14 protein-coding genes and 1 riboswitch are annotated in these 12374 nt (G+C 40.5%); of the genes, 3 read left to right on the forward strand and 11 right to left on the reverse strand.

Features of this window, described 5'->3' with window-relative positions:
- Positions 1-409: 409 nt before the first annotated feature.
- A complete protein-coding gene (locus tag H9631_RS00485; protein WP_191809299.1) occupies positions 410-793 on the forward strand; it encodes a rhodanese-like domain-containing protein in 384 nt (127 codons plus the stop codon).
- Positions 794-1167: 374 nt separating this feature from the next.
- Here H9631_RS00485 and gcvPB read toward each other — a convergent pair whose 3' ends face one another.
- From gcvPB to gcvT, 3 genes are read right to left on the reverse strand one after another with little or no spacing between them, the layout of a single operon-like run.
- Positions 1168-2628, reverse strand: coding sequence for an aminomethyl-transferring glycine dehydrogenase subunit GcvPB (gene gcvPB, locus H9631_RS00490; protein ID WP_191809300.1), 1461 nt, complete (start codon positions 2626-2628; stop codon positions 1168-1170).
- A complete protein-coding gene (gcvPA, locus tag H9631_RS00495; RefSeq protein ID WP_191809462.1) occupies positions 2625-3968 on the reverse strand; it encodes an aminomethyl-transferring glycine dehydrogenase subunit GcvPA in 1344 nt (447 codons plus the stop codon). Before gcvPA ends, gcvPB begins: the two co-directional genes overlap by 4 nt.
- 22 nt (positions 3969-3990) lie before the next feature.
- On the reverse strand, positions 3991-5097 hold the full coding sequence (gene gcvT, locus H9631_RS00500; protein WP_191809301.1) for a glycine cleavage system aminomethyltransferase GcvT: 1107 nt from the start codon (positions 5095-5097) through the stop codon (positions 3991-3993).
- Between the two features lie 169 nt (positions 5098-5266).
- Positions 5267-5357, reverse strand: a riboswitch (glycine riboswitch).
- A 124-nt stretch (positions 5358-5481) separates the two neighbouring features.
- Here gcvT and H9631_RS00505 point away from each other — a divergent pair.
- Both H9631_RS00505 and H9631_RS00510 read left to right on the forward strand, forming a co-directional pair.
- On the forward strand, positions 5482-7173 hold the full coding sequence (locus H9631_RS00505) for a DEAD/DEAH box helicase (RefSeq protein ID WP_191809302.1): 1692 nt from the start codon (positions 5482-5484) through the stop codon (positions 7171-7173).
- On the forward strand, positions 7142-7936 hold the full coding sequence (locus H9631_RS00510; protein WP_191809303.1) for a YqhG family protein: 795 nt from the start codon (positions 7142-7144) through the stop codon (positions 7934-7936). Before H9631_RS00505 ends, H9631_RS00510 begins: the two co-directional genes overlap by 32 nt.
- Here H9631_RS00510 and H9631_RS00515 read toward each other — a convergent pair.
- From H9631_RS00515 to comGA, 8 genes are all read right to left on the reverse strand, one after another.
- The gene (locus H9631_RS00515; protein ID WP_225220769.1) at positions 7908-8132 is read right to left on the reverse strand and encodes a YqzE family protein; all 225 of its coding nucleotides are present in this window, start codon (positions 8130-8132) and stop codon (positions 7908-7910) included. The genes H9631_RS00510 and H9631_RS00515 overlap by 29 nt on opposite strands.
- A 211-nt stretch (positions 8133-8343) precedes the next feature.
- The gene (locus tag H9631_RS00520; RefSeq protein ID WP_191809305.1) at positions 8344-8679 is read right to left on the reverse strand and encodes a hypothetical protein; all 336 of its coding nucleotides are present in this window, start codon (positions 8677-8679) and stop codon (positions 8344-8346) included.
- Entirely contained in the window at positions 8676-9134 is a 459-nt protein-coding gene (comGF, locus tag H9631_RS00525) for a competence type IV pilus minor pilin ComGF (RefSeq protein WP_191809463.1), read from the reverse strand. The genes H9631_RS00520 and comGF overlap by 4 nt, the downstream gene beginning before the upstream one ends.
- On the reverse strand, positions 9106-9414 hold the full coding sequence (locus tag H9631_RS00530) for a type II secretion system protein (protein ID WP_191809306.1): 309 nt from the start codon (positions 9412-9414) through the stop codon (positions 9106-9108). Before H9631_RS00530 ends, comGF begins: the two co-directional genes overlap by 29 nt.
- Positions 9401-9850, reverse strand: a complete 450-nt coding sequence (gene comGD, locus H9631_RS00535; RefSeq protein ID WP_191809307.1) for a competence type IV pilus minor pilin ComGD — start codon at positions 9848-9850, stop codon at positions 9401-9403. Before comGD ends, H9631_RS00530 begins: the two co-directional genes overlap by 14 nt.
- A 1-nt stretch (position 9851) precedes the next feature.
- Positions 9852-10175: a competence type IV pilus major pilin ComGC gene (gene comGC, locus H9631_RS00540; RefSeq protein ID WP_191809308.1), complete on the reverse strand. Its 324-nt coding sequence runs from the start codon at positions 10173-10175 to the stop codon at positions 9852-9854.
- Between the two features lie 17 nt (positions 10176-10192).
- Positions 10193-11248: a competence type IV pilus assembly protein ComGB gene (gene comGB, locus H9631_RS00545; RefSeq protein ID WP_191809309.1), complete on the reverse strand. Its 1056-nt coding sequence runs from the start codon at positions 11246-11248 to the stop codon at positions 10193-10195.
- Positions 11163-12284, reverse strand: coding sequence for a competence type IV pilus ATPase ComGA (comGA, locus tag H9631_RS00550; protein ID WP_191809310.1), 1122 nt, complete (start codon positions 12282-12284; stop codon positions 11163-11165). The genes comGB and comGA overlap by 86 nt, the downstream gene beginning before the upstream one ends.
- Between the last annotated feature and the right edge of the window lie 90 nt (positions 12285-12374).

The raw sequence follows: 12374 nt of genomic DNA on the forward strand, positions 1-12374 counted from the left end.
TATAAAAACGATTTGAAGAATCTTTATTGTGATTATGTATCTGTCATTGATAAAGTTAACATATATATATCCTGAAAATCAATCCCCGAACACAATATATTGATTTTTTATTAAAAGAACCACACTATATATTGTGTTTTTAGAGATAATTGATAAATTTTTGTCAAATCTCGAATATTGAGGATTTAAAAGAAAAAACAAGAGATTGATGGAAATGTACTATTAAACCGATTTTTTTCAACAATTTTAGACTTTTTCTTTTATTGACAGATTGTCCGTCTATATATCCCTGATCTAGCGCCAGCATATTCATTTTTCATAGGCGATTATTCGGAGAAAACCTTTGATTCATTGCACAGTGACGAATATAATATATCATAGGGTTATTTACTAGAAAGGGGCTTTTACATTGTCATTGCTTTATTCGTTACTTATTATTTTGGGTGTTGTCGTCGCATTTTCTCTGTTCAATTATTTTCAACAGAAAAAAATATTAAAAACACTCACCCAAGATGAATTCCGCACCGGATTTAGAAAAGCACAGCTGATTGATGTTCGGGAGCAAAAAGAATTTGATGGCGGACATATACTGGGAGCACGCAATATCCCAATGTCTCAACTAAAAATGAGAATGAAAGAAATCAGGAAAGATAAACCTGTTTATTTATATTGCCAAAGCGGTTTACGAAGCGGAAGAGCTGCTCAACAGCTTTACAGAAAAGGTTACCGCCAGCTCTATCATTTACAGGGTGGATTTAAACAATGGACTGGAAAAATAAAAAGTAAGGCGTAAACACCTGATCGTAAATTGTACAAGCTAGGCAGGCTGACAAAAAGTGTGATTTACTTTTATGATTTCACCAACGTCTTATGCTTTCTTACTGAGAGAATAAACAACAAGCCTCCTCCTTATTATGGAGAGGCTTGTTGTTTATTTAAGCAGACATTACTTTTCGAAAAATCCGGCATGTTCTATTTATACTATATTGTTTATCTTTGAAGCTGATCAACCATTTTCTTGGAAACGACATTGATGATGTTTGTACTAGATAACGGTAGTGGGCGTTTTTATTCATCAACATTGAGAACCGTTTTCAAACAAAAGAACGGGCATTAAGCCCGTTCCAATATCCGCCTCGCAGTCTTCGACAGACTCCCCGCAAGACCTTATTCTTTAGTATAGCGAAGGGTTGGCTTCCTTGCTGCCAATGTTTCATCCAATCTTTTTACACTTGTATTATGAGGTGCCTCCTGGACAATTTCAGGATTTTCTTCTGCTTCCTTAGCAATTTGAATCATCGCGTCAATGAAGCCATCCAGCGTCTCTTTTGATTCCGTTTCGGTCGGTTCAAACATCATGCACTCTTCTACATTAAGCGGGAAATAAATAGTTGGCGGATGATAGCCAAAATCAAGCAGTCGCTTAGCGATGTCTAGCGTTCTAACCCCCAATTTCTTTTGGCGGGATCCGCTTAATACAAATTCATGCTTACAATGCGTGTCATACGGTAAATCGTAATAAGGAGCAAGCTTCCTCATCATATAATTTGCATTCAAAACGGCGTATTCCGTAACGGCCTTAAGTCCATCCGGTCCCATAGAACGGATATATGTGTAAGCTCTCACGTTAATACCAAAGTTCCCAAAATATGGTTTTACTCTTCCAATGGAGTTTGGTCTGTCATAATCAATGATAAATTGGTCATCTTTTTTCGTAATAACCGGTTTTGGAAGGAATGGAATCAAATCTTTTTTCACACCAACTGGTCCTGAACCAGGGCCGCCTCCACCGTGCGGGCCAGTAAAGGTTTTATGAAGGTTTAAATGAACAACATCAAATCCCATGTCGCCAGGGCGTGCTTTAGACATAACCGCATTCAGGTTTGCTCCGTCATAGTAAAGCTTTCCACCTGCTCCATGAACAATTTCTGCCATTTCAAGGATCTGTTCCTCAAACAACCCCAGTGTATTTGGGTTTGTCAGCATCAACGCGGCTGTATCCGATCCAACGAGAGACTTAAGATGTTCCAAATCGACAAGACCGTTTTCTCCGGAACGGACCGTTATTGTTTCAAAACCTGCAACGGTAGCTGATGCTGGGTTAGTTCCATGAGCGGAGTCAGGAACAATAACCTTTGTCCTTTCCACATCACCGTTCGCCTCGTGGAAAGCACGGATCATCATCAGCCCTGTCCACTCTCCATGCGCTCCTGCAGCAGTTTGCAGAGTAACCTCATCCATTCCTGTAATTTCTTTTAAATGCTCCTGTAAATCATACATCAGTTCTAAAGCACCTTGAACGGATGACTCTGGCTGCAGCGGGTGTATATGAGCAAAGCCAGGGATACGAGCGACAGCTTCATTGATTTTCGGATTGTATTTCATTGTACAAGAACCAAGCGGATAAAAGCCTGAGTCAATTCCATGGTTACGGGTTGAGAGCTCGGTATAATGCCTCATGATATCCAATTCAGAAACCTCAGGTAAATTAGGTTCCTCTTCCCTCAAATACCCTGTTGGAATGCATTGCTCAATATCAACTTCTGGCACGTCGATATCAGGCAAACTGTATCCTATGCGTCCGGGTGTGGATTTTTCAAATATTAATGGCATAATCTCTGCACTCATTGATTATCCCCCAATTCTGTAATAAATTGATCAATCTCTTCTTTTGTCCGCAGCTCTGTTACTGCAATAAGCATATGGTTTTCAAGCTCTGAATAGCTGCGGCTAAGGTCATAGCCGCCAATTATGCCTTTTTCAAGAAGGCTTTCATTCACCTCATAGACAGGTTTTTTTAGTTTAATAACAAATTCATTGAAATGATATCCGTCCAAAGGAAGTTCAAATCCCTTTTTCTTGAAAGCTTCTTTCGCATAATGTGCTTTTTGAATATTTTGTACAGACATTTCTTTGATCCCTTTTTTTCCTAAAGCTGTCATCGCCACAGATGCAGCCAACGCGGTCAATGCCTGATTCGAACAAATATTAGATGTAGCTTTGTCTCTCCGAATGTGTTGCTCCCGAGCTTGCAAAGTCAATACAAACCCTCTTTTTCCATCCTCATCGACGGTTTGTCCCACTAGCCTTCCTGGAACCTTTCTCATCAGCTTTTTCGATACCGCAAAGAATCCGCAATGCGGTCCGCCAAAGGAAGTCGGAATACCAAACGGCTGTGCGTCTCCCACAACGATATCAGCTCCAAGGCTTCCTGGTGAAGCAAGAACACCGAGTGCTAAAGGATTGCTTGATACAACAAATTGCGCTTTTATATCATGCACAAGAGGCTCAATGTCTTTCAAAGGCTCAACAAGCCCAAAGAAATTCGGATATTGGACTATAACCGCAGCAACGTCTTGGTCAAGTTCAGATTTAAGGGCTTCAATGTCAGTCAATCCATCTTTGTACGGTACTTCAACCACGTCAATGTTCTGTCCCTTAGCGTATGTCTTTAACACATCTCGTGATTCAGGATGAACAGTCTGCGATACAAGCACTTTTTTACGCTTTGTATGACCCGCACTCAGCATCGCAGCCTCCGCAAGCGCTGTGCCTCCATCATACATCGACGAGTTGGCTACATCCATCCCTGTAAGCTCACAAATCATTGTCTGGAATTCAAAGATAGCTTGCAGTTCGCCCTGTGAGATTTCGGGCTGATATGGAGTATAGGCTGTATAAAATTCTGACCTAGAAATCACGTGGTCTACAATTATTGGAATGTAGTGATCATACACACCTGCGCCAAGAAAACTTGCGTTACTTTTTAAGTCGGCATTTTTAGCGGCAAGGTCAGTAAGTTCTTTCATTAATACCGTTTCAGATTTCGCTTGCTTTATATTGTACTCGCCTTTGAACCGGACTTTTTCCGGGATATCAAAAAATAGCTCCTCAACCGAATCCGCTCCGATTGTCTCCAGCATTTCTTTTTTATCCTGCTCAGTCATAGGGAGATAACGATGTTTAATCATAGTTCCTTCATCCTCCATCCTACTTTTTTGGGCGTTTATAAAACGGCGTTTGAATGATTTTTGCTTTTAGGCGTTTTTTACGCACTTCTATTTCCACTTCATTTCCCTCTTCAGCATAATCAGAGCTAATCAAGACAAGCCCGATATTTTTCTTCAACGTCGGGGATTGCGTTCCTGAAGTGACATAGCCAATTTCGCTGTCACCTGAAAAAACTTTGTAGCCGGTTCTTGGTATGCCTCTGTCAATCATTTCAACACCGGCAAGTTTTCTTTCCACACCTTGTTCCTTTTGCTTTTTCAGGGCTTCTTTTCCGATAAAGTCAGCCCCTTTATTCAACTTGACGGCAAATCCCAATCCCGCCTCTAAAGGAGTAATTTCAGATGAAAGCTCTTGTCCGTATAATGGAAGTGCCGCTTCAAACCGTAGTGTATCCCTGGCACCCAGGCCGCATGGTACAATTCCCTCATCTTTGCCTATTTCGAGCAGAGTTTTCCATAATTTTTCCGCGTCCTCCGCTTGGCAATATATTTCAAACCCATCTTCGCCCGTATATCCAGTACGTGAAACAATGGCTCTGGCTCCATCTAGATCTACGTCCTGTTTAAACTTGAAAAAACCGATGTCATTCAAATCAGTATCTTTTGAAAGCTTCTGTAGGATCGACTGAGCTTTTGGACCTTGAATGGCAATTAATGCATATTGATCCGAAACATTTTCAACGCTAATATCACCGGCTATATGCTCCTTTAGCCAGTCAAAATCTTTTTCCGTATTTGCGGCGTTTACAACAAGGAAATATTCTTCTTCACCCAGTTTATAAACAAGCAAATCATCAATAACTCCGCCATTTTCATAGCATAATGCTGTATACATTGCGCCGCCGACTTTGAGCTTGGAGAAATCATTAGTCATCATTTTCTGTAGGAAGTCAAGGCTGTCATTCCCTTTGACGATAACCTCACCCATATGGGATACATCAAAAATACCGGCATTCTTTCGTACTGCTTCATGCTCATTTTTGATGCCAGAAAATTGCACCGGCATGTCCCAACCGCCAAAATCGATTGTTTTGGCCCCAAATTCTTTATATAAAGGATACAATGGGGTCTTCTTTAAATCGGTCATGGTTTTTTCATTCCTCCTTGGATTTTGGTTCGTTATTGTTATGAGGGCATAAAAAAAGACAGAAAGGCCCCATTAAAAGGTCTCTCTGTCTTGGTACCTGAAAGTTTGACCGGGTAAATCCGGCTTTCCCCTTTGGTGGCTCCACATCGTGGAACACTCTCCAGAGCTGCGTCGGACAAGAGTCTTTTTGCCTGAGAGATTCACAGAATTTCTGCTTGCTCCTTCGGCGCTGTATATACAGTCTCTCCTCTTGTCTTCATTCGCCTATATTCTTTTAAAAAATGGTTATACTTAATATGTATATGGGTTTCTGTCCATTGTATCGTACCACTCTTTGACATACTTTTCAAACTTTTTTCTTACAAATCCTTCAGGAGGTCTATCATGTCTATTACAGTCAACTTCAACCGGAATTGGATGCCCGGATTTTTGGACCGGTTTGAAAAAGACGGACCATGGGCAGACCAAAAACTGTTCAATCTATCGTTAATAGCTGAAAAACATCTTCTTGTTCCTGATTTCGAAGGTCTTGTTGCTCCAAAGCATCTACCGGAATTGACCCTGTTGCCTCATCAGGCCGAAACAGCCTCTAGAGTAATAGAGGACATGAATGGTAAAGCCATTTTGGCGGACGAAGTAGGGCTCGGGAAAACCATTGAAGCCGGACTGGTTTTAAAAGAATACATGATACGCGGCTTGGTAAAAAGAGCTCTGATTCTAGTACCCGCATCTCTCGTATCTCAATGGACTTTTGAACTTAATTCAAAGTTTTACATACAGGCCGTTGCTGCTACCAAAAGCTATGTCTGGGAGCAGTATGACTGTGTAGTGTCGTCGATCGATACAGCAAAACGGAGTCCTCATAGGGAAATTATTGCCGAGCAGGACTTTGATCTGATCATCATTGATGAAGCACATAAACTTAAAAACCACAAAACCAAAAATTATGAGTTTGTTCAGTCTCTCAAAAAGAAGTTTTGTCTCTTACTGACGGCAACGCCTATTCAGAATAAAATCGAAGAAATCTTTTACCTTGTCTCTTTATTAAAGCCTGGGCATTTGGGAAACCAATCAAGCTTTTTGGAAAAATATAAAAATAAAAGGCTGTCAGTCAAAGAAAACGAACACTTAAAAAGTCTAGTAAACAAAGTAATGATCAGAAACAGAAGAACTGATACAGGAATTGAATGGACCCAGCGCCATGTAGAAACAATACCAATTGATTTTAATCAAGAAGAAAAGGAGCTTTATCAAGCCATTGATTTCCTGCGTCCACCTGATGTCCCTATGCCTGCATTTTCAATCATGACGCTTCAGAGGGAAGCTTGCAGCAGCAGAGAAGCCGTATTTTTCACTTTAAAAAACATGCTGCAAAAAGAAAAGCCGTCAGCACAATACATTCAATACATCCAATTAATTCAGCAAAAAATCAATGCAGTTACTCAAAATTCCAAAGCGGAAAAAGCCTTGCAACTGATCAGAAAAATTGACGACAAGGTCATTATTTTTACCGAATATAGAGCGACACAATTATATTTGCAATGGTTCTTGCAGCAGCATGGGATAAAGTCGGTCCCATTCCGTGGTGGTTTCAAACGAAGTAAAAAAGATTGGATGAGGGATCTATTCAAGAACCAAGTTCAAGTTCTTATAGCGACAGAGGCTGGCGGCGAAGGAATTAACCTTCAATTTTGCAGCCATGTCATTAACTATGATCTGCCCTGGAATCCAATGAGATTGGAACAGCGAATAGGACGCGTTCATCGTCTCGGGCAAAAAGAGGATGTCCATATTTATAATTTTGCAGTAAAGGATACAATCGAGGAACATATTGTCAATTTACTTACAAATAAAATTAAGCTTTTTGAACGAGTGGTAGGAGAACTAGATGATATTTTAGCTAAACTGGATGGTGGAAGCATCGAAGAACATATGATGGATATCTTCAAAACGTCCAGAACCGAGGGAGAAATGAAGGTAAAAATGTCCAACCTTGCAGCTATGATCGAATTTACTGATATGATAAGAAAGGAAGAGGCTGCCGATGCTTCAGCAGGAAATCCATCAATATCTTGAACAGTTTTTTACAGCGACAGGCTGTACCATTGAAGAAAGTGGTACGGGGTTCTTGACAGTCCAACTGACAATCGAAATGGATAAGGAACTGATGAACCGCCCATTTTATTGGACGTATCTCGAAAAAACAGGTGGTATCCCCAACCCAATGAAGGTTACTTTCATTACAGACCAGGAACAAGCACCTTCTGATATAAAGGGAGAGTTCATCCATTTTGGTGCACCACGGCTTCATCAAATCTTTGAAACCGCCCGAAAACTATCGGCCTATATTCGCCTTTACGAAAAGCCTATAATGAATGCGGGACAAAATGTCCCTCTCCATCCTTGGCTTAACGTAAATATGAAAATATCCTACCGGTCAGACAGAAAAAAGGATGTTTTCAGATCTTTCGGCCTGAATTTAATCAATGGAAGCCTAATAGAGTCATTCCATGAAAAAATCACAAATATTGTTCTATCGCCCAAAATACCGGATTATTGCTTTACTATTTCACCTATCATCATGCCAGCCAGCGGCTTAAAAAGAATTGAAACCTTTTTAACAAGTGAAGTTCAAAGCGAAGAACATCCATGGGCAGAAGCAGCCATGAAAAGGTGGGAGGAAGACACAAAACTGTTGAATCATTTTTATGAATATGTAGAAGAAAAGCCGGAAACTTTTTTTATTGAAAAAAATGCTTTGGAAGACCAATACAAGCCTTCCATTTATGCAGATATTCTGAACGGAGGAATCATCTATCTGAACTCCTTGCCCGCTTAATCATCCTCCAAATTTTTCGTCTATCTTTTTTAAGCCACATGATAAGCGAAAAGGGCACCATTCCAAGCCAATTGACCAGGAATGGTGTTTTCATTTGTTTACGTTCATCCCTTTGTTTCTTTCTTTCCGACCTCGGTGTTTCCATACGCTGAATCAATGTTTTTGCCATATATTTCACATAATCATTTGTTGACATGAGCACACATCCCTTCATTAACAGAAGTATGTCCAAAACAGCGGAAATTGAACCTTTGTTAAGAGAGATGCAAGAGCAGAGTGAGGGAGGCATTACAGCAAAGCCCTAATTCAATTTACATCGTGAAATGGACCGCAATTACACATTTTTGATACCACGTGACTCGACCCTTGCACTGATGGCACCTGTCCATCTAAACCACCACATCCTGTCACTTTACTTTTACATTAGAAAGCGACCTTTCTTCCTTCTTTTCATCTTCAATAAACGGAATGCTCCCACTTTCTCGATCATTTTGTGCACTAACTTCATTCCCAGACTCCGGAGCAAAATGACTATTCTGAAACATGTCCCTTTCCAAAGATTCGTTTCCCGCCTTTTTTCCGGCAATAAGCTGTTGATGTATTTCTTTTTTGTAAAACTGCCTGATCTCACTTATATAACGATATTGAGATACATAGGAGGATGCTGCGTGACCTACAGCAAATATTGCGATCAGAATAAGAATCAAGGTAATAGGTAAAACAGATCCCCGTTCATTGATCATGTGGTCCCCTCCTCTCTTGGCGGCATTAGAAATCTAGCTTCTTCCTTTGTTCCATCTAAAAATTCAACATAAATCGTAAGCATTGGGTCCTCTTCTCTTATTTCAAAGCGTCTAACGTTTTGCAGGACAACCTCATGTCCCTTGTCCTCTACCTGTCTTCTGATGTTCAAACTGTATCGTTCATATTTGATAGAAACCCTGTTTTTCAGCAGATAGATCCTTTCATGTGAACCACTTCTGAAGCTGTCGGTTGTGGAAAGTTCATCGCGCAGCTGAATAAGAAAGATATTCCATTCATAATCTTCTTCTGGAGATAACGAACGGTCAACTGCGGAAAACCAATGATACATGAGAGGAAAAAGGGACATAATTACCGTTATGATGAGTATCGAAAAAATGGATTCCAACAGGGTGAACCCTGCTTGATTACTCAACGCAAAGTCTTTTTTCTTCATAATGGACACACACTTTCCAATTCCCTTTCTCAGTCTCTTCCATGTTCAAATCGAACTCTATATCGTGTAAGCTAATCCGGGCATCTCCAATTACACCAATAGCCGTATGCTTCTCCACATGTTCGTACATGAGCCTGTAAGCTGTCATTTCAATTTTTCCATCCTTCAATCTGGCAAGCATATTTGACATGAGAGGAAAAAATGAGGAGGTGACCAACAGGATAAGACTGAGCGAAACAATACCCTCTAAAAAAGTAAAACCACCCTCATTCTTTAACAACAAACCTCCCCCTTCCAATATGAAATGTCAGTTCAATCGACTGATCATTCAGAGCGAAATTTACAATCCCAAAATTGTTAATTGTCCCATCTGGAGTGATGTGGAATCTTAGCTGCTTCAGAGAGCCTCCTGTAATTTTGACAGGAGGCGGAAGATGCCTGATAAATAATACTCCCGTGTTGTCCCCAGTGGCAGAATATTGACTGCTTTCTCTCGAAAAGTTCACGGAAACCCGCTCTTTTCTATGGATTGCATGGGAATGAGCATAGTATAGGTCAGATCTTAGTTGAGAAACGAACATCTTTTTTTGCACCCATTCCATCATTGGATTCACCGTAATCATGCCAAAAAGGAGAACAACTGATACTACTAAAAGGACAACTAGAGATTCCAATAAAGTAAACCCGCTGTTTGAACGAAGCTTTTCATACGCCATTCTAATTTGCCCCTACTGCTACTTCACCGGTTTCAGAATTTATGGTTAGCGTTTTTCCATTCGGGCACTTCAAATCTTCATTTTTTAAATAACCCTCTGTTTTCAATTGCTGCACAGTTGGAATTTCTCTTTTGTCCATCCGATAAGCCTCAACCTGCCCTTGCAGCATCTGTCGCAGTCCATCGCAGCCTTTTTCATTAATGTTGGAGCTGTGTTTCGTAATATTGGGCAACGCTATCAAAAGCAATATTGTTATGACAAGCAAAACGACCATCATTTCCACTAGTGTAAAAGCTTTCTCATTTCTAATGATTAGATGCTTCATTTAAACCTTCTCCTTTTTTAGATTGAGTCAATGACTTCAAACATCGGCAAGAATATCGATAAGTAAATAGCAATGACCATCAAACCAATCAAAGCGAACACCAAGGGTTGAATAAATAGAAATGCCTTTAGAAATTTTTCTTCCAGTCTTTGCAGACAAAATTGGCTGTAGAACATTAATTCGCCTTCAAGCTTTCCGTTTTTCTCCCCATGTGCAACAATAACCATCAACTCTTCTTCCACAAACCCAAGATTGGATACAGCCTCAGAGAAGGAATATCCGAACGTGAGCATATCCCTAATTTCAACAGCGGACTCTTTTAATAGCGGATGAAACTCTTGTTTTTGCATGATTTGGATAATCTCGTTGATGGAAAAACCACTTTTTAATAAAAAGCTCCATTCTCTTGCCAAAAATACGGTTTGGTAGAGCCTATAATATGTTTGGATGCCCGGAATTCGGGAAAAAAACGCAGCTCTTTCCAAAGCAGATTTTTCGGACAAAGATTTAAATAAATAGGTGCCGCCAATTAAAGCTGCAATCATAATGAACAAAAAGTAAATGGGAAAAGTCTGCATGATATGGAGGAATATGCTTAGGGTAAAATTGGGCTCGTATCCCATGGAGTTATAAAACATTTGAAATCGTGGTAAAAGAAGTGTTTGAAGTAGTAAACTTACGATGATTAAAGCTACTGCAAGTATGACCGGATATTGCAGAAGGCGGATAAGTTTTTTTTGTTGATCATTCTTGCGTTGAAGATACTCTCCGGATTCCTTCAATGCTGCGACAAGATAGCCATGTCTTTCCGCAAAATAAAGCTGTGTGCATGCCTGATGGTCGAACCCCTCCTTATAAAACACTTCAAAAATAGGCTGCCCTGACTGTAAGGCATGAGTCATTGACTGAAACATGCCCATTCTCCCTTCATTTGTGCGCCCTAAAAAATCGAGAGATTCTCTCAATGTGAAACCTTTCTCAAGCATTTCACTGATTTTGGTTAGAAAAAAGCCCTGATCTTTCAGGAGCAGTTTCTTCCTGTTCTTGAATAATCCACCGGCTATATTCTTCATGAGAGATATATCCAAGCGCAATCCCCTTTCTAATCAATCTTCTTAATGACTGTGCATGTTCAATAACATGTTTGTCTGCGGATTCCCTCGCCATCTGAATAACCGTTTCCAACCTCTTTCCTTCTAATATCTCAAAAACAGCTGCCCGTTTGATTTGATCACCACTAGCACAATACTTTGAACATTTAGGCCCGCAAAAAGAGCATAATAGGGAAACAAGTCGCTGTGCAGCCACGCTGATTAAGGTTTGTTCAATTTCTAGAGGTTTGATCCCGAACTCCAGCAAGCGATATACTGCTCCCTCCGCATTCCTCGTATGCATACTTGTCAAGACGAGATGCCCTGTCATCGCAGCCCGCACAGCAATTTCAGCCGTTTCAGCATCTCTAATCTCTCCGACAAATATAATATCAGGGTCATGCCTCAGTACCGCCTTCAATCCTGTTTGGTAGGAAATACCGGCTTTTTCATTCACCTGCATCTGCAGAAACTGATCACTCTGCCTTTCAACGGGATCCTCCAAGGTGATGATATTGCGATTTAATTCGGATGCACAGTACTCTGCAAGCGAATAGATTGTTGAAGTTTTCCCTGATCCGGTCGGGCCAGTAAAGATAAGCATGCCGTGTGAATGACACATCAATGATATAAGCTGGATAATACTGTGGGGAAACAGAGACATTTTTTCTAGGAAAAGAGAGTGTTTTTGTGGAAAGATTCTAATGACCAGACTTTCTTTATAAAGCGTGGATGGCAATGTGGAGATTCTAAGGGCTACTGAAGTATTGCTGATATGTGTTTGCCAGGAACCGCTCTGGGGTTTTCTTTTTTCACCAATATCCATGGAGGCCATGAATTTCAAATGGGAGATCAGTCTTTCTCCTGCAATGGGTGGAAGATTGCCATGTTGAGTCAATTCACCATGGATTCTGAGCTTGATAAGGTAGTCCTGACGCCGCGGAATGATGTGGATATCAGAAGCGTTTAGCCGTACAGCCTGGGAGATGAGCAAGTCGGCTGTTCTTTCAATTGTCATGTAGCATAAAACACCACCTTTTGAGTTCTTAACATACCCTATTCGACATAGGCAGTCATATTCCTCCTTAAAAAATAAATCTTTTAGTTT

Origin of the sequence: Bacillus norwichensis, assembly GCF_014836955.1 — a bacterium.
Taxonomy (GTDB): Bacteria; Bacillota; Bacilli; order Bacillales; family Bacillaceae_C; genus Siminovitchia; species Siminovitchia norwichensis.